The sequence below is a fragment of the Pseudomonas sp. KD5 genome (assembly GCF_012932895.1).
GTDB lineage: Bacteria > Pseudomonadota > Gammaproteobacteria > Pseudomonadales > Pseudomonadaceae > Aquipseudomonas.
The window spans coordinates 229,273-250,894 of the sequence record NZ_JDWJ01000006.1 but is presented as its reverse complement, the minus strand read 5'-3'; the positions used below and the strand labels follow the sequence as shown (position 1 = coordinate 250,894).

18 protein-coding genes are annotated in these 21,622 nt (G+C 59.8%); 9 read left to right on the top strand and 9 right to left on the bottom strand.

Annotated elements, in window-relative coordinates:
• Nucleotides 1-22: 22 nt before the first annotated feature.
• A complete protein-coding gene (gene apbC / locus AF70_RS15550) occupies nt 23-1,117 on the top strand; it encodes an iron-sulfur cluster carrier protein ApbC (RefSeq protein WP_019581546.1) in 1,095 nt (364 codons plus the stop codon).
• Between the two features lie 64 nt (nt 1,118-1,181).
• Here apbC and AF70_RS15545 read toward each other — a convergent pair whose 3' ends face one another.
• Nucleotides 1,182-1,940, bottom strand: a complete 759-nt coding sequence (locus AF70_RS15545; protein WP_018926591.1) for an SDR family oxidoreductase — start codon at nt 1,938-1,940, stop codon at nt 1,182-1,184.
• Between the two features lie 165 nt (nt 1,941-2,105).
• Here AF70_RS15545 and AF70_RS15540 point away from each other — a divergent pair, with 165 nt between their 5' ends.
• From AF70_RS15540 to groL, 4 genes are all read left to right on the top strand, one after another.
• The gene (locus AF70_RS15540; protein ID WP_026286457.1) at nt 2,106-2,837 is read left to right on the top strand and encodes a HugZ family protein; all 732 of its coding nucleotides are present in this window, start codon (nt 2,106-2,108) and stop codon (nt 2,835-2,837) included.
• 66 nt (nt 2,838-2,903) lie between these two features.
• A complete protein-coding gene (locus tag AF70_RS15535) occupies nt 2,904-3,380 on the top strand; it encodes an FxsA family protein (RefSeq protein WP_018926589.1) in 477 nt (158 codons plus the stop codon).
• A gap of 245 nt (nt 3,381-3,625) precedes the next feature.
• Nucleotides 3,626-3,919, top strand: a complete 294-nt coding sequence (locus tag AF70_RS15530; RefSeq protein ID WP_018926588.1) for a co-chaperone GroES — start codon at nt 3,626-3,628, stop codon at nt 3,917-3,919.
• A 49-nt stretch (nt 3,920-3,968) separates the two neighbouring features.
• Nucleotides 3,969-5,615 (top strand): chaperonin GroEL, encoded by a 1,647-nt coding sequence (groL, locus tag AF70_RS15525; RefSeq protein ID WP_019581544.1) that lies wholly within the window; start codon nt 3,969-3,971, stop codon nt 5,613-5,615.
• A gap of 175 nt (nt 5,616-5,790) precedes the next feature.
• On the opposite strand, the gene AF70_RS15520 is transcribed toward groL, so the two are convergent.
• Nucleotides 5,791-6,534 (bottom strand): phosphatase PAP2 family protein, encoded by a 744-nt coding sequence (locus AF70_RS15520; protein WP_019581543.1) that lies wholly within the window; start codon nt 6,532-6,534, stop codon nt 5,791-5,793.
• Nucleotides 6,535-6,587: 53 nt separating this feature from the next.
• Entirely contained in the window at nt 6,588-8,537 is a 1,950-nt protein-coding gene (locus tag AF70_RS15515) for an LTA synthase family protein (RefSeq protein WP_028939450.1), read from the bottom strand.
• Nucleotides 8,538-8,736: 199 nt separating this feature from the next.
• Here AF70_RS15515 and colR point away from each other — a divergent pair, with 199 nt between their 5' ends.
• The 4 genes from colR (at nt 8,737) to AF70_RS15495 (ending at nt 11,857) form a co-directional block, all read left to right on the top strand.
• Nucleotides 8,737-9,420: a two-component system response regulator ColR gene (gene colR, locus AF70_RS15510; RefSeq protein WP_007938890.1), complete on the top strand. Its 684-nt coding sequence runs from the start codon at nt 8,737-8,739 to the stop codon at nt 9,418-9,420.
• Nucleotides 9,410-10,690 carry a HAMP domain-containing sensor histidine kinase gene (locus AF70_RS15505; RefSeq protein WP_028939449.1) on the top strand — a complete coding sequence of 427 codons (1,281 nt, stop codon included), beginning with the start codon at nt 9,410-9,412 and terminating at the stop codon, nt 10,688-10,690. The genes colR and AF70_RS15505 overlap by 11 nt, the downstream gene beginning before the upstream one ends.
• Before the next feature lie 129 nt (nt 10,691-10,819).
• Nucleotides 10,820-11,488, top strand: coding sequence for a class I SAM-dependent methyltransferase (locus AF70_RS15500; protein WP_019581540.1), 669 nt, complete (start codon nt 10,820-10,822; stop codon nt 11,486-11,488).
• Between the two features lie 141 nt (nt 11,489-11,629).
• Nucleotides 11,630-11,857, top strand: a complete 228-nt coding sequence (locus tag AF70_RS15495) for a hypothetical protein (RefSeq protein ID WP_026331876.1) — start codon at nt 11,630-11,632, stop codon at nt 11,855-11,857.
• Nucleotides 11,858-11,914: 57 nt separating this feature from the next.
• Here AF70_RS15495 and AF70_RS15490 read toward each other — a convergent pair whose 3' ends face one another.
• The 6 genes from AF70_RS15490 to AF70_RS15465 form a co-directional block, all read right to left on the bottom strand.
• Nucleotides 11,915-14,941, bottom strand: a complete 3,027-nt coding sequence (locus AF70_RS15490; protein ID WP_028939448.1) for a multidrug efflux RND transporter permease subunit — start codon at nt 14,939-14,941, stop codon at nt 11,915-11,917.
• A gap of 13 nt (nt 14,942-14,954) precedes the next feature.
• A complete protein-coding gene (locus tag AF70_RS15485) occupies nt 14,955-16,103 on the bottom strand; it encodes an efflux RND transporter periplasmic adaptor subunit (protein ID WP_019581537.1) in 1,149 nt (382 codons plus the stop codon).
• Between the two features lie 214 nt (nt 16,104-16,317).
• Nucleotides 16,318-17,415 carry a DUF1513 domain-containing protein gene (locus AF70_RS15480; RefSeq protein ID WP_028939447.1) on the bottom strand — a complete coding sequence of 366 codons (1,098 nt, stop codon included), beginning with the start codon at nt 17,413-17,415 and terminating at the stop codon, nt 16,318-16,320.
• Nucleotides 17,416-17,429: 14 nt separating this feature from the next.
• Complete coding sequence (locus AF70_RS15475; protein WP_018926578.1) at nt 17,430-18,494, bottom strand: imelysin family protein; 1,065 nt, start codon at nt 18,492-18,494, stop codon at nt 17,430-17,432.
• A gap of 27 nt (nt 18,495-18,521) precedes the next feature.
• Entirely contained in the window at nt 18,522-19,949 is a 1,428-nt protein-coding gene (locus tag AF70_RS15470) for a di-heme oxidoredictase family protein (RefSeq protein WP_028939446.1), read from the bottom strand.
• A gap of 271 nt (nt 19,950-20,220) precedes the next feature.
• The gene (locus AF70_RS15465; RefSeq protein ID WP_028939445.1) at nt 20,221-21,564 is read right to left on the bottom strand and encodes an imelysin family protein; all 1,344 of its coding nucleotides are present in this window, start codon (nt 21,562-21,564) and stop codon (nt 20,221-20,223) included.
• Nucleotides 21,565-21,622 lie beyond the last annotated feature (58 nt).

Sequence of the window (21,622 nt, the reverse complement as noted above, 5' to 3'; positions counted from 1 at the left end):
AGTCTTGCTATCGGAGTTGCCCATGAGCGCCGTCAATCGCGCAGCGGTGGAAGCCGTCCTTCGCCAATACACCGACCCTTATCTGAACCAGGACCCGGTCAGCGCCGGGTGCGTGCGCAGCATCGATATCCAGGGCGATCGCGTCAGCGTCCAGCTGGAGCTGGGTTACGCCGCCGGTCTGTTCAAGAGTGGCTGGGCGCAGTTGTTGCAGCTGGCCATCGAGGGCCTGGACGGCGTGGTCACTGCCCGCGTCGAGATCACCAGCGTGATTGCCGCGCACAAGGCCCAGGCACAGATTCCGGGGTTGGCCAACGTCAAAAACGTGGTGGCCGTGGCGTCTGGCAAGGGGGGCGTGGGCAAATCCACCACGGCCGCCAACCTGGCGCTCGCGTTGGCTCGTGAAGGTGCCAAAGTGGGGATTCTCGACGCGGACATCTACGGTCCGAGCCAGGGCATCATGTTCGGCATCCCTGAAGGCACCCGTCCTCAGGTCAAGGATCAGAAATGGTTCATTCCGATCGAGTCTCATGGCGTCGAAGTGATGTCCATGGCCTTCCTGACCGACGACAACACGCCGATGGTCTGGCGTGGGCCGATGGTGTCCGGCGCCTTGTTGCAACTGGTCACGCAAACGGCCTGGGGCGACCTGGATTACCTGGTCATCGACATGCCGCCAGGCACCGGCGACATCCAGTTGACCCTGGCGCAAAAAGTCCCGGTGGCCGGTGCGGTGATCGTGACTACCCCGCAGGATCTGGCATTGCTGGATGCGCGCAAGGGCGTGGAAATGTTCCGCAAGGTCAACATCCCGGTGCTGGGTGTGGTCGAAAACATGGCCGTGCACATCTGCTCCAACTGCGGGCATGCCGAGCATTTGTTCGGTGAGGGCGGCGGTGTGAAGCTGGCCAACCAGTATGGTGTCGAACTGTTGGCTTCGTTGCCGCTGTCGATGCTGATCCGCGAACAGGCCGATGGCGGCAAGCCAACGGTGATCGCCGAGCCTGACAGCCAGATTGCGATGGTTTACCAGGAACTGGCCCGTCATGTCGGCGCGCGGATCGTGTTGCAGGAAGCCGCGACGCCGGCGATGCCGAACATTACCGTCAGCGACGATTAAATCACTGAAAAGAGATCGCAGCCTCGCTTCGCTCGACACGAGGCTGCGATCTTTTGATATTGCTTTAGATACGCAACCCGCCATCCAGCTCCAGAATCCGACCGGTGTAGTAGTCATTCTCGAAAATGTAGGCCGCCGACTGGGCGATCTCTTCGGGTTTGCCCATGCGCTTGAGCGGAATCCCGGAAGTCATCTTTTCCAGCGCTTCAGGTTTCATGCTCAGGGTCATTTCAGTTTCGATGAAGCCCGGCGCAATGCCCGCCACGCGAATCCCGTAGCGCGCCAGTTCCTTGGCCCAGGTCACGGTCGCCGCAGCGACACCGGCCTTGGCGGCGGAGTAGTTGGTCTGGCCGATATTGCCGGCGCGTGAGATCGACGAGATATTGATGATCGCGCCGCTGTTGTTCAGCTCGACCATTTTTGCCGCGACTTCCCGGGTGCACAGGAACACGCCGGTCAGATTGACGTCGATCACCGCTTGCCATTGGGCCAGGCTCATCTTGGTCATTTCGCCATCCTTGACCTTCAGCAACAGGCCGTCACGCAAAATGCCGGCGTTGTTGATCAGGCCATGGATCGCGCCGAAATCGTCGGCCACCTGGCTGACCATGTGGGTCACTTGCTCTTCATCGGCGACGTTGCACAAGTAGGCACGGGCCTCGACACCCTTGGCCTTGCAAGCGGCGACGGCGGCGTCGAGTTTTTCCTGGTTCAGGTCCACCAGGGCCAGCTTGGCGCCACGACCTGCAAGATACTCGGCCATGGAGCGGCCTAAACCCTGGCAACCGCCGGTGATAATGATTACTTTGTCAGTGAGTTGCATTCGCATAGCCCCATAGCCGATCGGAGTGTTTCTCCTTCTAGAGGGCCTCTCGATCTGAGCCTGATGTGGCCTGGCTGCACATGAGAACTGCCCCTGTGGCGTACTGGAACTTTCACCCAGACGCCTGTCCGTTTTTTCGACGGAATCTATATAAGGAGTCATAAATTGAGCGTTGTAGTGGCTAAGCATGCCCGAGAATTGCTTCTCAAGGAATACCGTGGAGTGCTCTCGACGCACTCCAAAGCGATGCCCGGTTTCCCGTTTGGCTCCGTGGTTCCGTACTGTCTGGACGAACAGGGCAGGCCGCTGATCCTTATCAGCCGCATCGCTCAGCACACTCACAACTTGCTGAAGGATCCGAAATGCTCGCTGCTGGTGGGTGAACGCGAGGCCGAAGACGTGCAAGCCGTTGGTCGGCTGACCTACCTGGCTGAAGGGGAAAAACTCGAGGACACCGCAGCCATCGAAGCGGCAGCCGAGCGTTACTACCGCTATTTCCCGGATTCGCAGAACTATCACAAGGCCCACGATTTCGATTTCTGGGTGCTCAAACCGGTACGCCACCGTTACATCGGCGGCTTTGGCGCGATTCACTGGGTCGACCAACTGACCCTCGCCAACCCGTTCGCCGGCAAGGCCGAAGTGAGCATGGTCGAGCACATGAATGCCGATCACGCCAAAGCCATCGCCCACTATGTCGACCTGGCGGGCCTGCCGAAAACCGTGCCAGCGCAATTGGTCGGCATCGACAGCGAAGGCATGCACTTGCGCATCGGCCAGGGGCTCTACTGGCTGCCGTTTCAAGCGCCTTGTAATACGCCGACACAAGTCCGGGAAGCCTTGGTTTTCCTGGCTCACGCCGAACATTGGCCGAAAAATCAAGTGGCCGATGCTTGAATTCACGAAACGGCGACGTCATCTAAGGAACACTGGCAAGGCTTACTTGCGTTGAGGAACCATTTGATGCGCCCTTTTTTGTTGCTCTTTGTACTGTTTCCGGTGTTGGAGCTGTTCGTATTCGTCAAGGTCAGCGCAGCGATCGGGTTTTTCCCGGCCCTGCTGCTGATCATTCTCGGCTCGATGCTCGGCGTGTTCGTGCTGCGTATCGCCGGTCTGGCTACTGCGCTGCGCGCTCGTGAAAGCTTGAGCCGCGGCGAGTTGCCGGCCCAGACCATGCTCGAAGGCCTGATGCTGGCCCTGGCGGGTGGTCTGCTGATTCTGCCGGGCTTCGTCACCGACGTGCTGGGTCTGATTATGTTGCTGCCGATCTCTCGTCGACTGCTGGCCAATAAAATGCGCCAGCGCGCCGAGGAACAAGCGATGCGCCAGCGTGCGTTTGCCGATGACCTTCAGCCGCGGGGCGGTCCTGCTCCACGTCAGCCGTTGGGCCGTGAGCCTAACGTGATCGAAGGCGAGTTCGAACACCGCGACTCCAAGTAACATGTCCATCGACACGGCACCTTTGGGTGCCGTGTTCATTTTCAGGGTATCGACGTAAAAATTTCGCTCTCGGCCCTTGAAATAGGCTCGCGCGCCCTTATGTAACGGTCACCGCAAGGTTTCTGGCAATTGCGCCAGACAGACTTCCGCGGTTCGCTCGACGAACCGCACCCGGCGCCGCCGGATTTGTTAAACCCGCCGGGACTACACCGGCCGATGAAAACCACAATTAGGAGAGATCGACAATGAAGCTTCGTCCTCTGCATGACCGCGTCGTTATCCGTCGCAGCGAAGAAGAAAAGAAAACCGCTGGCGGTATCGTCCTGCCAGGTTCGGCTGCTGAGAAGCCAAACCAGGGTGAAGTCCTAGCTGTAGGCCCAGGCAAAGTGCTGGACAACGGCGAAGTGCGTGCACTGTCCGTGAAAGTGGGTGACAAGGTGGTGTTCGGCCCGTACTCCGGCAGCAACACTGTGAAAGTCGATGGCGAAGACCTGGTGATCATGGCTGAGAACGAGATTCTCGCTGTTGTCGAAGGCTGATTCCCCGCTCATTTTCCCGCTACTACAAAGTATTTAAGGAATATCGATCATGGCTGCTAAAGAAGTTAAATTCGGCGACTCCGCCCGCAAGAAAATGCTCACCGGTGTCAACGTTCTGGCTGACGCAGTAAAAGCGACCCTGGGCCCGAAAGGCCGTAACGTGATCATCGAGAAGAGCTTCGGCGCTCCGACCATCACCAAGGACGGCGTTTCCGTAGCCAAAGAAATCGAACTCGAAGACCGCTTCGAAAACATGGGCGCGCAGCTGGTCAAAGACGTTGCCTCCCGTGCCAACGATGACGCAGGCGACGGCACCACCACCGCTACCGTTCTGGCTCAGTCGATCGTCAACGAAGGCCTGAAGGCCGTCGCTGCCGGCATGAACCCGATGGACCTGAAGCGCGGTATCGACAAAGCGACCATCGCGATCGTCAAAGAGCTGAAGAACCTGTCCAAGCCTTGCGCTGACACCAAGGCAATCGCTCAGGTAGGTACCATCTCGGCCAACTCCGACAACTCCATCGGCGACATCATTGCCGAAGCCATGGAAAAAGTCGGTAAAGAAGGCGTGATCACCGTTGAAGAAGGCTCGGGCCTGGAAAACGAACTGTCGGTTGTTGAAGGCATGCAGTTCGACCGTGGCTACCTGTCCCCGTACTTCGTCAACAAGCCAGAGACCATGACTGCCGAGCTGGACGGTCCGCTGATCCTGCTGGTCGACAAAAAGATCTCGAACATCCGCGAAATGCTGCCAGTACTGGAAGCCGTTGCCAAAGCCGGCCGTCCACTGCTGATCGTGGCCGAAGACGTTGAAGGCGAAGCCTTGGCGACTCTGGTTGTGAACAACATGCGTGGCATCGTTAAAGTCGCAGCAGTCAAGGCTCCAGGCTTCGGCGACCGTCGCAAGGCCATGCTGCAGGACATCGCTGTTCTGACCGGCGGTACCGTGATCTCCGAAGAGATCGGTCTGAGCCTGGAAAGCACTACCCTGGAACACCTGGGTAATGCCAAGCGCGTGATCCTGTCCAAAGAAAACACCACCGTGATCGACGGCGCCGGCGTTGAGGCTGATATCCAGGCTCGCGTGACCCAGATCCGTCAGCAAGTGGCCGACACTTCGTCCGACTACGACCGTGAAAAACTGCAAGAGCGCCTGGCCAAACTGTCCGGCGGCGTTGCAGTGATCAAGGTTGGTGCTGGTTCCGAAGTTGAAATGAAAGAGAAGAAAGCCCGCGTTGAAGACGCCCTGCACGCTACCCGTGCAGCCGTTGAAGAAGGCGTGGTACCTGGCGGCGGCGTGGCACTGATCCGTGCCCTGCAAGCCATCAGCGAACTGAAAGGCGACAACGCCGATCAGGACGTTGGTATCGCTGTTCTGCGTCGTGCGGTCGAAGCGCCACTGCGTCAGATCGTTGCCAACTCCGGCGACGAGCCAAGCGTGGTTGTCGACAAGGTCAAGCAAGGTGCGGGTAACTTCGGTTACAACGCTGCCACCAGCGAATACGGCGACATGATCGAAATGGGCATCCTGGACCCAACCAAGGTGACCCGTTCGGCTCTGCAAGCTGCATCCTCGATTGGCGGTCTGATCCTGACCACCGAGGCCGCTGTTGCCGAAGCACCGAAGAAAGAAGGCGCAGCTGGCGGCGGTATGCCAGACATGGGCGGTATGGGTGGCATGGGCGGCATGATGTAAGCCAGCCTTACCCCTATAAAAAAGCCCCGCCTGCGTTGAGCAGGCGGGGCTTTTTATTGCCTTCATTTTGGTAGGTCCGCAGATCGCGTCGCGGTCATCCATCGCGGGCAAGCCACGATCTCACAGTGGATTGCGTAAACCTGTGGGAGCGGGGCTTGCCCGCGATGGCGTCGGTTCAGGCGCTGACCGGTTTTGCCTCGTTCGCCTGTTCAGTCTTGGAGGCCGGCCGGTACAGGATGTAGTAGTACGCCCCCAGGCAAAACAGCCAGCAGAAAATCGCCGTCCACACGTTGTGCGAGAAGAAGTGCGCGCCCTGCATCATCCGGCCGATGGAAAACACCGAGCCCAACGTGAAAGCGAAGATAAACGCATAGCGTGCCAGTCGTGGGCGTCGGTCTCGCAACACAAAGAACAACGCAAACAGGGTGAAACCGGTTGCCGCATGACCACCGGGCCAGCAACGGCCTGGCTTGTCGGTATGCGGGCGAGGGCTCAGCAGTTCGCTGTAGGTTTCGTGCCCGCCAAATTGTTCCAGGCTCCATGGGCATTGCACCGCCGTTGCCGCTTTGAGCGGAGTGACAAAGGAGGTTGCCAACGCCAGAGATAACACCAGGCAACCCATTTCACGTTTGAACGGTTTGAGCCTTTCAATGAAAAAGGAGCCGACAAAGCCCAGGATTGAGAACACCGAAAAGGCAATGACCACTTGCTTGGCCCGGTCATGCAGGATGTCTTCCAGGAAATAACTGTGGCGCCCGATGAATGCACCGGCGACCGGATCATAGAACAGCTTGGCAAGGTCCATGTCCAGGGACGTCAACTCGAGCAGCATCAGGGTGATCGCCGCAATGGCGGGCACTCCCAGGCACAGCCAGAAGTTGAGCGGGCGGGAGGTGGGACGGACAGCAGTTGATGACATGGTGGATCCTGATGAATGGAAAAACCCCGGGGCATCAGCCCGGGGCCATTCGATTAACGTTCGCTGACTTGGCGGGTGCCCTCCGTGGGCGCTTTCCAGCCGAGCAGCTGTTGCTTGAAGCCATGACTGGCAGTTTGGTAATAAGTAATTGCGCGGGTGATCAACGGATCAACGGTGGTGGCCCGTGATTCGCGACTGTCGGTCAGTGCATCGTCGTGGCGACGCAGACCCTCACGCGGGCTCAGGATCGCTAAATCCTTACCGTCGAACAAGCCCAGATGTTGATAGTTGCCAACCACCACTCGCGGTGGCAGTGGATTGTCCTGCAACAGGTTGCGACCGAAGAACGTCGACTGGTAATCCAGGTTCAGCAGCCCGAGCAACGTTGGCGCAAGGTCGATCTGACTGGCCAGCTGTGCGGTTTCCCGAGCGTCGATCAGCTTCGGTGCATAGATGAACAGCGGAATCTGATAGTTGCTGATCGGCAAATCTTCTTTGCCAGCGCTGCCAGCCGTGTGATCGGCAACGAAGACGAAGATTGTATTATCGAACCAGGGTTTTTTGCGCGCCTGATCGAGGAACTGACCAATGGCGAAGTCGGTGTACTTCACTGCACCGTCGCGTCCGTTACCGGATTTGATATCGATCCGGTTATCCGGGTAGGTGTAGGGGCGATGGTTGGAGGTGGTCATCAGTTGCAGTAGAAACGGCTGTTGCCTGGCGTAGTCGGCGTCGGCCAGTTTCAGGGTCTGGTTGTAAAGGTCTTCGTCAGCCATTCCCCAGGCGTTCTTGAAGTGAATCTCTGATTCATCGACGCTGCTCTGGTCGACAACGCGATAGCCGTTGCCGCTGAAGAACGCGTTCATGTTGTCGAAGTAACCGCGCCCGCCATACACGAATACGCTGTCGTAACCCACGGCGCTGAGTTGCTGGCCGAGGCTGGCGAAACCGCTTTCACGACCCACGCGCTTGACGATCGAGCGCCCCGGCGTCGGTGGAATGGCCAGGGTGATTGCCTCCAGACCGCGATCAGTGCGGGTGCCGGTGGCGTAGAAATTATTGAAGTACAGGCTTTGTTTGCGCAAGGCATCGAGGTTTGGTGTCAGGTTGCGGTCGTCGCCATTGCTGCCCATGTACTTGGCGCTGAAGCTTTCGATGGTGACCAGCACGATGTTGGGTTTTCGTTCGGTGCCGGGATTATCGATCATCCGGCGGATGTCCTGTGGATCCTCGCCGATGAAGCGAGCATTGGGCTCGGTCAGTTCAGCGCGAATCTGTTGCGCGACGACGGAGGTCGGCAGGGTGCTGTAGAACTGCGGGTAATCCAGTTCGTTATTGCGAAAGGCGGCGAAGAACTGGTACGGGCCATTGCTCGCCAGTTCGTTCTGATAGGCATTGCCGCCCTGAGCGCGCGGCGCATCCTGGCTGAGCAGTTGCGCGCTCAGGCCCGCGACGATCAGCAGGCCGAGTGCATTGAGCAGACGTCCGCGCATGGCAGGCAATGGTGCGTCCAGCGCAGCGTTGAAGGATTTACGCAGCGCAAAGCTCAGGACCACGGCCAGCACCGCGAGCAGGCCCAGCAGCTTGCCGATCGGGTATGACTCCAGCAGGTTATTCAGCACTTCGTCGGAGTACACCAGGTAATCGACGGCGATGAAGTTGAAACGCACACCGAACTCATCCCAGAACAGCCATTCGGCCACGGACGTGAACAGCATGGCAAACAGGCTGACGGTCAGCAGTCCCTGAAGAAACCAGCGATGGCCACGGCGGCGCCACAAGGCCGGCGGACATAGCAGCAGATAGAGGCCCATGGGCAGCGCCGCGTAGGCAATGAACCCCAGGTCATAAAGCAGGCCGATGCCAAACACTGGCAGGAATCCGCTGCCGGCCTCATCCAGATGAGTGAGGAGCAGGACGCTTCGGGTCAGGAGAAAAATGACCAGCCAGGAGCCGGTTATCAGTAGCAAAAAGCGCATTGGCGCCGTCTTCAAACAATCCATTATCTACATTCCCTATATAAATGGCGCGATAGCTTCTATTGAGCGCTGTAGTCAGGTTGTGAATCGATAGTGAAAAACTTGTTATCACCATTATTTGGTTGAGCGAATCGATTCTTAGACCGGCCGCCCTAGCCCTGAGCCACACTTGGCCTTAAGCTGCGCGCCAAGACGGCCGTTACTGTATACGGAGAAGGTGCCGATGCGAATTCTATTGGTTGAAGACAACCGCGATATCCTGGCCAACCTGGCCGATTATCTGGGGCTTAAAGGTTACACCGTGGATTGCGCGCAGGACGGTTTATCGGGCCTGCACCTGGCGGCCACCGAGCATTACGACCTGATCGTACTCGATATCATGCTGCCCGGCATCGATGGCTACACCCTGTGCAAACGCCTGCGCGAAGACGCCCGCCGTGATACGCCGGTGATCATGCTCACCGCGCGCGATCAATTGGACGACCGCCTGCAAGGCTTCAAGTCCGGCGCTGATGATTACCTGATCAAACCCTTTGCCCTGTCCGAACTGGCGGCGCGCATCGAGGCGGTCATGCGCCGTGCCCAAGGTGGCGGACGCCGTGCCTTGCAGGTTGGCGATCTGAGCTACGACCTCGATACCCTGGAGGTGACGCGCGAAGGCCGCCTGCTGAAACTCAACCCGGTGGGCCTGAAGTTGCTGGCGGTGTTGATGCAGAAAAGCCCGCACGTGCTGCGCCGGGAAATTCTCGAAGAGGCCCTGTGGGGCGACGACTGCCCGGACAGTGACAGCCTGCGCAGCCACGTCCATCAATTGCGCCAGGTGATCGACAAGCCGTTCGCCAAACCCTTGCTGCACACGGTGCACGGCGTCGGTTATCGCTTGGCCGAGGGCCGTGATGGAGTTTAAGCAGAGCCTTTCGCAACGGATCATCATTGCCTTTGCGTTGATGAGCGCATTGGTCGCGGGAGCCTTCGCGATAGGCATCATAGCGACCGTGCACCTGGTGGAGGAGAAACTGATTTCGTCAGGTCTGGGTGGCGATTTGCAACGCCTGTTGCTGATGGACAGCGTGACGGACTGGAGCCACCGCCCCGAGCCGGACCAACTGTTCTATTTCAGCGGCGGGCCGGGCGATTTTGAGTTGCCCAAGGATTTGCGGCATCTGGACTCAGGTTTTCATGAAGTATTTCGCGACCATCTGTCGTATCACGCAATGGTCGAAATCGTCGACGGACGGCGTTATGTGCTGCTGCAGGACCAGAGCGATTTCGAAGAGCGTGAACGGGTGCTGTTTGCCGTAGTGCTGGTAGGTTTCGTGCTGAGCCTGGCGCTGGCGGTATTTCTGGGCTGGGTGCTGGCGCGCAAGGTGATGGCGCCGGTGGTGCGACTGGCCCGTCAGGTGCGCCACCGCGATCAGTTGTTGGGCCTGGCGCCGCCACTGGCACCGGATTATGCCGCCGATGAAGTGGGCGAATTGGCCGTGGCTTTCGACGCCACCCTCGGGCGCTTGCGTCAGGCGTTGACCCGTGAGCGATTGTTCACCAGTGACGTCAGCCACGAACTGCGCACGCCATTGATGGTGTTGGCCAGTTCCTGTGAATTGTTGCTGGAAAACCCCTGCATCGATCAGCGCGGGCGTGCCCAGGTTGAGCGGATCGCCCGGGCTTGCGCAGAGATGCGCGAGTTGGTGCAGACCTTCCTCATGCTGGCCCGCGCTCAGCATGAAGACGCCAGCATGGGCCCCCAGCAGAGCCTCAGTCAGGTGGCCGACGGGCTGCTTTCCCAATGGCGCGAACCGATCGAAGCCAAGGGCCTGACGTTGAACGTCGAGTTGGGTAACCCGCCGGACACTCGCTATAACGCGACGCTTCTGCACGCGGTGATGGGCAACCTGTTGCGCAATGCGCTGCATTACACCGAGCATGGGTTTATCCGCTTGGCCCTGACGGATACAGGGTTCGTGGTCGAGGACAGTGGTGTAGGCATTCCCGAAGAAAAACGCGAGGCGATGTTCGAGCCTTTCGTGCGCGGCAGCGAAAAGCGTGGCGAGGGCTTGGGGCTGGGACTGTCGCTGGTGCAGCGGATCTGCGAGAACCAGGGCTGGAGTGTCAGCCTGACGAATATGGAACCCAATGGCTGCCGTTTTCAGGTGGAGTTGGGGCCGTCCCGAGTCTGATTGGGTCGTCAGGTAAAACCCTGAAATGATTTCGGGTTTTACCTGACGAAATTTTCACCAAGGCATGACCTGACGCTGACACCCCGCAACTTAAGGTGGTTGTTATCAGAAGCTCAGGAGATTGCAGTCATGGCTGGCCCGATAAAGCTCGGCTTCTCCGAAAAATACGACGATCAACCCGCACAGCAAAATGTGCGCAAGCACCAGGTGGGGCTCGGTCGCCGGCTGTCCCAATGGCGTGATGAACACCTGGCGCGAAAGGCCCTGGCGTTGGCCGGTGAACCTGGCCTGGTCCTCGATTTGCCCTGCGGTGCCGGGCGTTTCTGGCCGTTGCTCGCGGAAAAGCACAACCGTGTAATCATCGGGGCCGACAACTCGGTGTCCATGCTCAAGACTGCCATGCGCACGCAACCCGCCGACGTGGTCAAAAGGGTACAACCCTTGCACACGTCTGCATTCGACATTGCCTTGCCCGATAACGCGGTCGACAGCATTTTCTGTATGCGTCTGCTCCATCACATCGGTGAAGCCGAGCAACGACTGACCATCCTGCGCGAATTCGAGCGTGTCACCCGCGACAGCGTGATCGTTTCGTTATGGGTCGACGGCAATTTCAAGGCTTGGAAACGCAAGCGCGCCGAGAGGCAGCGTGGGCAGGAAGGTTACCAGACTCGATTTGTGTTACCGGCTGCTACGATTGAAAAGGAGTTCGAGCAGGCGGGTTTCCATATTCAGGGGCAAATGGATTTTTTACCGCTCTATGCCATGTGGCGGGTCTATGTATTACGCAAGAGGTAACAGAATGACAGTGCACTTTGCAGCTGCGCCCCATGACCTGAAGCAAGGGCGTCGCCACTCGTCGTTCAGCGATACAGACGGGAAAAAACTCGTCTACTTTTATAACAAGGCGTTTGGCAGCGCTATCAAAGGCTTATCGCAATGAAACTCGAAATTGCACGAGGTTTGTTTTTAGCCGGAGCCTTGGCAGTTGCTTCTTTGGCGGTGGCTGCCTGGGAGCAGCCCCGCACGCAGGTCCTCAGTTCCGTGCACGGCGACGCACATTGTCCGTTGCCCCGGGTAGCCAAAGCACCCGTGGCCACTCAACCCGATCATGACTTGTTACTGTTCATGTTCGGACTCTCTCAGGGACTGAGGCCACAGAGTTGAACAGATTGAAGCCCAAATAAAAGGCCTCGCAGTTGCGAGGCCTTTTGCTTTTTGACGTTAAGGTTTATCGGGTTTGGCCAGCAATGTGTAAATACACGGCAGCACAAACAAGGTGAACAGCGTCCCGATCGACATCCCCGTTGCGATCACCGTGCCGATGTCGAACCGGCTGACGGCTCCCGCGCCCGTGGCGATGATCAACGGCACCATGCCGAACACCATTGCCGCCGTGGTCATCAATACCGGGCGCAGGCGAATGGCCGCCGCTTCCTCCACCGCTTCGCGAGGTGTCAGGCCTTTCTCCTTGCGTAACTGGTTGGCGAACTCGACGATCAGGATCCCGTGCTTGCTGATCAGTCCGATCAACGTCACCAGCCCCACCTGGGTATAGATGTTCATGCTCGACCAGCCGAGGAACAACGGGATCAATGCGCCACAGATCGACAGCGGCACAGTCACCAGAATCACCAACGGATCGCGGAAGCTTTCGAACTGGGCCGCCAGCACCAGAAAGATGATCGCCAAGGCCAGGGCGAAGGTGACCCACAGCGCGCTGCCTTCCTGAACGTATTGCCGTGAGACACCGGCATAGTCAACGGCGTAACCCGTCGGTGCCTCTTCCCGGGCGATCTGGCGCACGGTGTCGATGGCTTCACCCATGCTGACCAGCGGAACCCCGGAAAGAATCGCCGAGTTGAGTTGCTGGAACTGGTTCAACTGACGCGGCCGCGCGCGGTCAGTCACGGTGATCAGGGTCGACAGGGGCAGCAGTTCGCCCTTGGTGTTCCTGACGTAATAATGGTTCAGCCAGTCAGGGTTATCGCGGTAGGGCCGTTCCACCTGAGCGATGACCTTGTAGCTGCGACCTTCGATGGTGAACCGGTTGATCTCCGCCTCGCCCAGCATCGTCGCCAGCGTCCCGCCCAGGTCCTGCATGGACACACCCATCTGCGCAGCCTTGGCGCGATCGATATCCACCACGACTTCGGGCTTGTCGAAGGCCAGGTCGACGTCGACAAAAGCAAACTTGCCGGATTCCATCGCTCTTTTTTTCACCCGGTCCATCACCTGCAACAGCGCCTCGTAGCTGTTAGCCGAGTTGATCACGAATTGAAACGGCAAGCCCTCGCCGGTGCCTGGCAGGGACGGCAGGTTGAAGCCGAATATTTGCAGCCCGGGAATGCTTTCCAGTTTGCTCTGGACCAGCGGCAGGATCTGCATCTGGGTCCGGTGGCGTTCATTCCAGGGTTTGAGCAGGAAGCCGCCGATTCCCGATTGCACGCCGTTGAAGCCGTTGATCTGGAACGAGGAGTAGTACTCGGGAAACTCCTTGAAAATGGCGACGAACTCGTCGGTGTAGGCGTTCATGTAGTCGAGGTTGGCTGGTTGCGGGGCGTTGGCCATCATGAAGATCACGCCCTGGTCTTCGTCCGGCGCCAGTTCCGACTTGGTGAACTTGAGCAGTATCGGGATCAGGCACAGCACGATCACCGCGAACACCAGCACTACCGGCCGGGTGTTGAGAGTGCCGTGAAGCACGCGCTGGTAGCGGCGCTTGAGGCCTTCGAAGATCACGTCCAGGCGATGGGCCAGGCCGCTGGGGTTTTCATCGTGGCGCAGCAGCATGGCGCACATCATCGGCGACAGCGTCAGGGCGACGACACCGGAAATCACCACCGCCCCGGCCAGGGTCAGGGCGAACTCCTTGAACAACGCCCCCGTCAGGCCGGTCAGGAAGCCGATCGGCGCATAGACCGCCGCCAGGGTGATGGTCATCGACACCACCGGCATGGCGATCTCCCGTGCGCCCTCAATCGCGGCATCCAACGGTGTCTTGCCTTCTTCGATGTGCCGGTGGATGTTTTCCACCACCACGATGGCGTCGTCCACCACCAGCCCAATGGCCAAGACCATCGCCAGCAAGGTCAGCAGGTTGATCGAGTAGCCCATCATCTGCATGAAGAACATCACGCCGATCATCGACAGCGGAATGGTCACCACCGGGATCACCACCGAACGCAGGGCGCCGAGGAAAAGGAACACCACCACGATCACGATCAGCACCGCTTCGAACAGGGTTTTCAACACTTCGTCGATGGAGGCCTGGATGAACAGCGTGGCGTCGTAGGCGATTTCGCCCTTGAGGTTTGGCGGCAGCTGGGCTTCCAGGTCCGGCATGATCTTGCGCACTTCCTTGATCACGTCCAGCGGGTTGGCGCCGGGTGTGGCCTTGATGCCGATGTACACCGAGGGTGTACCGCCGAAGGAGCTGATGGTGTTGTAGTTCTCCGCGCCCATCTCGACCCGCGCCACGTCTCGCAACAGCACACGACTGTCACCGTCGACCTTGAGCGGAATTGCGCCAAAGGCCTCGGCGGATTTGAGTTCGGTGTTGGCGTTGATGCTGGTGACCACGTACTCGCCTTTCACTTCGCCGGCGGCGGAGAGGAAGTTGTACTGGCGCACGGCGTTGGTCACATCGCTGGCGCTCAGGCCGAAACCGGCGAGCTTCACCGGGTCCAGCCACAGGCGCATGGCGAACACCTGGTTGCCGAGAATCTCGGCTTCGGCCATGCCCGGCAGGGTCGCCAGTTTCGGCTGGATAACCCGGGACAGGTAGTCGGTGATCTGCGGGTTACTCAGCTCGTTGCTGAAGAAACTGATGTACATCAGCGCCGAGGCGCCGGTGGCTTCCTTGCTCAGCACCGGGTCTTCGGCGTCCTGGGGCAGCTGGTTCTTGACCTCGTTGGCCTTGGCCAGCAGTTCGGTGAACAGGCGGTCGGTGTTGGAACCGATGCGCGCGTAGATCGAGATCACCGAGAAGTTCTGGCGACTGACCGAGGTCATGTAGTCGATGCCCTCGGCGCTGGCCAAGCTATGCTGCATCGGTTGGGTGATATAGCCCTGGATGGTCTCGGCGTTGGCTCCGGGATAAGCGGTGGTCACCGTGATCAGGGCGTTTTCCATTTGTGGGTATTGGCGCAGCGGTAACTTGCTCCAGGCCTGGAAGCCCAGCAGCACTATCAACAGGCTGACCACGGTGGCGAGCACCGGGCGGCGGATGAACGGATCGGTAAAAGCCATGGGGATTCCTTGATCAGTCAGCGCGCGGCTGACTGTTCTTCTCAGCCAGGGTCTTGTCGTCGCTGATGGCAACGTGCACGCCGTGGTCCAGTTTGAGCTGACCAGCCGTGACCACTTTTTCGCCGTTCTGCACGCCTTTGGTGATCATGACCATCCCGTCGCGGCGCTCGCCGGTTTCGACGAAGCGTCGTTCGGCGATCAGAACGGGTTCGCCCTTGTCGTCTTTTTCGAGGCTGCCGTCTTCGGCCTTTTTCTGCGCGACGACATACAGCGAGTTGCCATAGAGGGTGTAGCTGATCGCGCTTTCCGGCACCACGATGTGCGGCTGCGGGTCAGGCAATAACACCTGCAGGCTGGCAAACATCCCCGGCAGGAGTTTGCCATCGGGGTTGGCCAGGGTCGCGCGCACCAGCACGTTGCGGGTGCTGCTTTCTACCTTCGGGTTGATGGCGCTGACGGTGCCGGGGAAAGTCTCCGTCGGGTAGGCCGAGACAATGACCTGTACCGATTGGCCGAGGATGATCTTCGGCACGTCCTGCTCGGGTACAAAGAAGTCGACGTAGAGGCTGCTGAGGTCTTGCAGGGTGGCGATCATCGTGCCGCTGGCCACGTAGTCGCCGACGTCTACCCGACGAATACCGATGGTCCCGCTGAACGGTGCGAGGATACGTTTTCTTTCCAGCGCCGCCTTGAGCTGATTGACCGTGGCTCGGCTCTTTTGCAATACCGCCGAGAGTCGGTCGAACTCACCTTTGGAAATAGCCTGGCTGCCTACCAGTTGGCTGCCGCGACCGTAATCCAGTTGCGCCAGTCCCAGGTCGGCCTGGGCGGTTGCCAGCAGGGCGGTTTCCACGGCGCTGTCGAGTTGCAGCAGCGGCTGACCGACCTTGACCTTCTGTCCTGACTCGAACTGAACTTCCTTGACGGTGCCGTCGACCTCCAGGCTCAGATCGACCCCTTGCAGCGCCGTAAGGGTGCCGACCGTTGGCAAACGGCTTTGCCACGGACGTTCGGTGGCGGTGGCCACGGCGACACTGATCGGTGGTTTCGGCACAGAGAAGCCCTTCATCATCGTATAGATGGAGAAGGCTTTGTAACCGGCCAGGACCAGCACGATTAGCAGGACAACACCCAACATGATCAGCATGCGGCGACGCAGCATATTTCCATTTCCTTGGAGAAAATCAGGTGAGACAGGCGGAAACATTACTCTGAGTATGAGGGGGATTCCAACTGTAGCAGCTGGCGCAGCCTGCGTTCGGCTGCGAAGCAGTCGTAATCCAGACACCGCGGTTTGTCTGATATAACTCGGTGTCTGATTTCACGACTGCTGCGCAGCCGGACGCAGGCTGCGCCAGCAGCTACAGGTTGCGTGTTCAGATCAGGTGAAGGTGGTTGTCCCAGAGCCCCGCAGGCAATTCCAGAGGTTTTGCAACAAGGTTTGTCTGGCGGCAATCATAGAACCGGCAACGGCCTTGACCCGAGGTTACGACAAACCCGTCGGCCACGGCACCGACCCCGGCGCAATCGGGAAGCGGTGCATCCAGGCGTACTTCACCGCTGTCCAGGTCCCAGATAAAAAAGCGGTTGCCCCGCGGCGCGGTCAGGGCGACCAGGCGCAGTTCGCTGTGTACGGCAACGCTGGCGGTGTAATGCCCCATGGCCTGCAACTGATGCTCAGGCACCGGGAAGGCCACGAACGGTTGACCGGGACGCTTGATTGCCAGCAGCTCCGAAGACTCGTGTGCATCGCCCATGAACTGCTGACCGGCGACGATGGTGCCGTCACTGGCGATACCCAAGTGCCGCACGCTGTTCATCTGCTGGGCCAGTGTTTCCTTGCTCAACAGTGTGCCGTCGCGCTGCATCAGTACCAGGCTCGGCTCCATGGCATTGAGGTTCATCTCGACCCGGCTTTCGGCCTCGGTGCGAATACCGCCGTTGGCCACCACCAGCGTCTCGCCATCGGGCATCCACGACACCTGATGCGGGCCGACGCCGTGGGTGGAAATTTCGCCGCTGTGCACCAGTCGCTCACCTTCGAACTTATACACACCAAGCAGGCCACGGCCCGGATCGGAGGTGTCGTTCTCGGTGGCGTACAACCAGTCGCCGCTCTTGTGGATCACCGCGTGACCGTAGAAGTGCCGGTTCGGCTGCGACACCACGGTTTGCAACAGCGTGCCGTCGCGCAGGTCGATCAGGTAGCTCTCGGTGCCCGGACGCCGAGCGACGAATAGCGCAATCGGCAGTGTCGGGTGATTGATGATGTCATGGCAACGCTGGCCGACCTGGGTGGCAAACACCCGGGTGCCGTCCAGTCGATAACCGACGGCATAGTGCTTGCCGTCACCGTCGTCCCGCGCCGAGAGCAGCAGCGGGCTTTTGTCCTTTTGCTTGAACAGCGTCCAGCCGCCCAGTGTCACCGCACCCAGCAGCAAACTCCCTAACGTCAGAGCCTGGCGTCGCAGCATGGCACTTGCCCTCATCAGTCGCCGTCGTTGGCGTTGAAGCCCAATTGGATGCCCAGCGCCTTGGCCAGTTCGCCTTCGTGCAAGCGGTGGACAACGTTGAGGCTGTCATAGATGTCGTTCAGCTGCTGGCGACCGGCATCGTCGGTGAGCATGTCGGTCAGCGAGCGCTGGTTGCCGGCAAGCAGTTTCAGGGACGCTGCGTAGGCCGCGTCGATCTTGTCGGCCAACGGTTTTTGCTCGCTTGGCAACAGACCGCGCAGGCCTTTGTTGTCGACACCCACCCAGACGGTTTGCGCAGCGCTCAGGCTTGCTTCCATGCCTTTGAGCGACGATTGGCTGCGCCAGGCATCGGCCTGGAATGGCTGTGGCGTACCCTTGCTCTGACGGCCCATCGGCGTGCCGAGTTTTTTCTTCAGGGTGTCCAGTGCAGTCACTTGCACACGCAGCAGATCGGCGATCGCTTCGTGTGAGTCGGCGTAGCGCTGGTTGGGGAATTTGCTCATCTGCGCGAGCATGCCGTCGTTGGTGTTCCAGCGCGACAGGATCTCTTCGGCCAGTTGCTTCTGACGCTCGCCAATGGCGGTCAGCAGCGGGCAGTATTTGGCTTTCTGAGCGCTGTCGGCCATGTCGATCTTGCTGTCGAACAGGATGTATTCATAAGCCGAGAGGCCTTGCACCACGACGCTGGACTTGGCCAGGGCGGCAGCATCGATCTGCGGCTGCGCAGTGACCAGTTGCTCGACTTGACGGCCGACGAGGTTTTTCTTGTCCGGCCAGAACTGCACCTGCCACGAACGGTTGCCTTCGGCCAGCGGCCCGATCAGCAGCGGTTGCAACTCGGCCCAGGCTTTTTGCGCGTGCAGGAAGTCGGCGCGAGCGGTGTCCAGGGTTTCCTTGCCTTGGCAGAACGCCAGGGCGCTGACCGCCAGTTGCCGGTCGGCTTCCACCCAACGACTGTAGCTCGGCAGGATCACTTGCTTGGCGATGGCCGCCGAGGTGACCGCTTGCGGATCCTGGGGCGAACAGGCGCCCAGGGCGAGGGCGGCAAGGCTGGTGAACAACAATTTGGGACGGAACATGTCGGGCTCCCGCTGAAGGAATACGTATTAAAGGGAATTCAAAAACGCCAGCAACGCCGCGCGTTGTTCGGCGTTGAAAGACAAAACCTGTTGCTGCGCCGCTTTTGCCTCACCGCCATGCCAGAGCACGGCTTCGAGCAGGTTGCGGGCGCGACCGTCGTGCAAAAACTGGGTGTGGCCGCTGACCGTCTGCGTCAGGCCGATGCCCCACAACGGCGGCGTACGCCAGTCGCGGCCACTGGCCTGGAACTCGGTGCGGTTGTCGGCCAGACCGTCGCCCATGTCGTGCAGCAGCAGATCGCTGTAAGGGCGAATCACTTGATTGGCCAATTCAGGTTCCGCGGCGTTGGCGGCGGTGGTGAATTGAGGGGTGTGACAGGACTGGCATCCGGCCTGGAAAAACAGATTCTTGCCGGCCAGCACCTCAGGTGCGCCAACATCGCGACGGGCCGGCACGGCGAGGTTACGGCTGTAGAACAGCACCAGACGCAAAATGTTGTCGCTGACTTCCGGCTCGCCATCCGGGCCATTGCCGTTGGGCGCCTGTTTGCAAGCGGTTTGGGCGTCGGTGCAGTCATCAATGGGTTTCAGGCTGGTCGTGAGGCCCATATCACCAGAGAACGCATGAACATTTTGCTGATTGAGGTTCGGTTGCCCGGCTTTCCAGCCAAATCGCCCGAGAACAGTCTTCTGCTGCGCGTCGTCCCAGACCCGGTTCGGTCGTCCGGCGATGCCGTTTTTCTCTCGGGCCTGAGCCTCGGCGTTGGCCAGGATGGCCTCGTCGGGAATCGCTTCGAGCAAGCCCAGGCCAATCATCGGCGGTGCGATGCGCGCCGAGAAACGTGTGTCGGGGTGCATCGGGCCGTAGCCGAGTTGGGTCATCTGCAAGATTGGTTTACGCAACTCGATTTCGCTGCCGTCCTTGAAGCGTACCGGGACCGGCGTGTAATCGACGCGCACCTTGCCTTCCGGGGCGACGCCGGGCACCGCCATGTCCTGGAACTGGCCGCCGTAGACCGGCTCCGGCACCACGCCCAGTTGTTCGATGACCTTGGCGTAGGCGGGGGCATTGGGGATCGACAGGCGTACCAGCATCGACACCGCATTCGGCGCATCGGGCGTTGGCGGATGACCGCGCCCGTCCTTGATGTGGCAGTTCTGGCAGGCGTTGGTATTGAACAACGGGCCGAGGCCATCGCGGGCGGTGGTGGTCGACGGCGCGATCACCCAGGGGCTGCGAAAGAAGCTATTGCCGACGCTGAAGTCGACGCGCCGTGACGGCGGCAGATTGGCGGAGGGCAAGGAGAATGCGTTCTTGTCGGTCTTGCGCACTGTCGCGCTGCCACCGGACCGGGCTTCACCGGGTTCGGCCTGGGTAAAACGCGGGGCGTCATCGCAGGCACTCAGGCCCAGGGCCAGCAACAGTGCAGACAAGCGAAGAGGCAGCGTGGGCATCGGACATCCTGCAAGACGAGCAAAACAAGGGCGCAAAGTCTAACAGGGCAGGGGAGTTTGAATAAGAGGAATTATCGTTTGGTTGATGTGAGGCAGGGTTTGATGTCAGACCGCGTCGCGGCCATCGCGGGCAAGCCACGCTCCCACAGGGTTTTGCGCTGACCCCGTGGGAGCGTGGCTTGCCCGCGATGAGGCCATCAGCATCACCCAAAAGACAGGCATGAAAAAGGCGACCCGAAGGTCGCCTTTGTATTCGCTCAGCCAGCGTTGATCAGAACTCGTGATCAGCGTTGTCCGGGTTCAGGTCGCTGATGCCCAGTTTGCCGGCAGCGGCTTCGATCGAACCGGTCTGCTTGACCAGGGAAGCAATGGCGTCGCGCACGATCTGATTGCCAGCGGTGTTACCGGCAGCGATCAGTTGGTCGTAGTGCTCACCCTTGTTGGCGTGATCGACCATGATCTGGATCTTGGCTTCGGTCGCAGCCAGGTCGGCTTTCAGCGTGGTGTCGGCAGCAGGGTCGGCCTTGGCCACCAGGGACGACAGGCTGGCGCCGGTCATTTTGGTGCCGTCGACACGGGTGTATTCGCCCAGGTACACGTTACGAATGCCTTTGGCATCGTAGAAGTGCGAGTTGTGGGTGTTGTCGCTGAAGCAATCCTGTTCGTCTTCCGGGGAGTTGGCTTCCAGAGAAACCTTCATGCGCTCGCCCGCCAGTTCGCCCAAGGACAGGCTGCCCATGCCGAACAGCATTTTGCGCAGACCGGATTCAGCCGGTTCCGCTTCCAGGGTGGCGCGGTAGTTGTCGGCCACGTTCGGCTTCCAGTTACCGACCATTTCTTCCAGGTCGTTGACCAGCAGTTGGGTCACGGATTTCAGGTAAGCGCGACGACGATCATTGTGACCGCCGGTAGCGCCTTTGCCTTCGAGGTAGTCGGAGGCTGGACGGTTGCCGGCACCAGGGCCGGTGCCGTTCAGGTCCTGGCCCCAGAGCAGGAATTCGATGGCGTGGTAGCCGGTGGCGACGTTGGCCTCGGAACCGCCCAGCTCGTTCAGGCTGGCGAGTTTTTCCGGGGTGATGTCTTTCACGTCGACCTTGTCTTCGCCGATCTGAATCTGGGTGTTGGCGATGATGTTAGCGGTGGCGCCCGGGTTACCCAGTGCGTGTTCGTAGGATTTATCGACGTAGTCGATCAGGCCTTCGTCCAGTGGCCAGGAGTTCACCTGACCTTCCCAGTCGTCGATGATGGTGTTGCCGAAGCGGAACACTTCGCTCTGCAGGTAAGGCACGCGGGCCGCGACCCAGGCAGCCCGGGCGGCTTTGAGGGTGTCGGCGTCCGGCTTGGCGAGGAACGCGTCGACGGCGGTTTGCAGGGTTTTCGCGGTGGATTCGGCATCGCTGTAAACGGCAAAGACCATGTCGGCGTAGTGCGCGACCACAGCCTTGGCGGCGGCTTCGTCGACTTTAGCTGTGGCAGCAGGTGCAGCCGGGGCAGTGGTGCTGGCAGCCGGGGTCGGCGCTTGTGGAGCGGCAGCCTTGTCTTTGCCTTCGCCGCAACCAGCGAGGGAAATAGCGATGGCCAGCAGACTGGCGGTGGCCAGAGGCATACGAATCATGGCGAACATCCTGCTTCGGTGATGGAGTGGGCGCGCACGGGCGGCGCGCAAAAGTGCG

Coding starts and splice junctions, on each gene's coding strand:
- apbC (WP_019581546.1), top strand. CDS start 23: ATGAGCGCCGTCAATCGCGCAGCGGTGGAAGCCGTCCTTCGCCAATAC.
- AF70_RS15545 (WP_018926591.1), bottom strand. CDS start 1,940: ATGCAACTCACTGACAAAGTAATCATTATCACCGGCGGTTGCCAGGGT.
- AF70_RS15535 (WP_018926589.1), top strand. CDS start 2,904: ATGCGCCCTTTTTTGTTGCTCTTTGTACTGTTTCCGGTGTTGGAGCTG.
- AF70_RS15530 (WP_018926588.1), top strand. CDS start 3,626: ATGAAGCTTCGTCCTCTGCATGACCGCGTCGTTATCCGTCGCAGCGAA.
- groL (WP_019581544.1), top strand. CDS start 3,969: ATGGCTGCTAAAGAAGTTAAATTCGGCGACTCCGCCCGCAAGAAAATG.
- AF70_RS15520 (WP_019581543.1), bottom strand. CDS start 6,534: ATGTCATCAACTGCTGTCCGTCCCACCTCCCGCCCGCTCAACTTCTGG.
- AF70_RS15515 (WP_028939450.1), bottom strand. CDS start 8,537: ATGGATTGTTTGAAGACGGCGCCAATGCGCTTTTTGCTACTGATAACC.
- colR (WP_007938890.1), top strand. CDS start 8,737: ATGCGAATTCTATTGGTTGAAGACAACCGCGATATCCTGGCCAACCTG.
- AF70_RS15505 (WP_028939449.1), top strand. CDS start 9,410: ATGGAGTTTAAGCAGAGCCTTTCGCAACGGATCATCATTGCCTTTGCG.
- AF70_RS15500 (WP_019581540.1), top strand. CDS start 10,820: ATGGCTGGCCCGATAAAGCTCGGCTTCTCCGAAAAATACGACGATCAA.
- AF70_RS15495 (WP_026331876.1), top strand. CDS start 11,630: ATGAAACTCGAAATTGCACGAGGTTTGTTTTTAGCCGGAGCCTTGGCA.
- AF70_RS15490 (WP_028939448.1), bottom strand. CDS start 14,941: ATGGCTTTTACCGATCCGTTCATCCGCCGCCCGGTGCTCGCCACCGTG.
- AF70_RS15485 (WP_019581537.1), bottom strand. CDS start 16,103: ATGCTGCGTCGCCGCATGCTGATCATGTTGGGTGTTGTCCTGCTAATC.
- AF70_RS15480 (WP_028939447.1), bottom strand. CDS start 17,415: ATGCTGCGACGCCAGGCTCTGACGTTAGGGAGTTTGCTGCTGGGTGCG.
- AF70_RS15475 (WP_018926578.1), bottom strand. CDS start 18,494: ATGTTCCGTCCCAAATTGTTGTTCACCAGCCTTGCCGCCCTCGCCCTG.
- AF70_RS15470 (WP_028939446.1), bottom strand. CDS start 19,949: ATGCCCACGCTGCCTCTTCGCTTGTCTGCACTGTTGCTGGCCCTGGGC.
- AF70_RS15465 (WP_028939445.1), bottom strand. CDS start 21,564: ATGATTCGTATGCCTCTGGCCACCGCCAGTCTGCTGGCCATCGCTATT.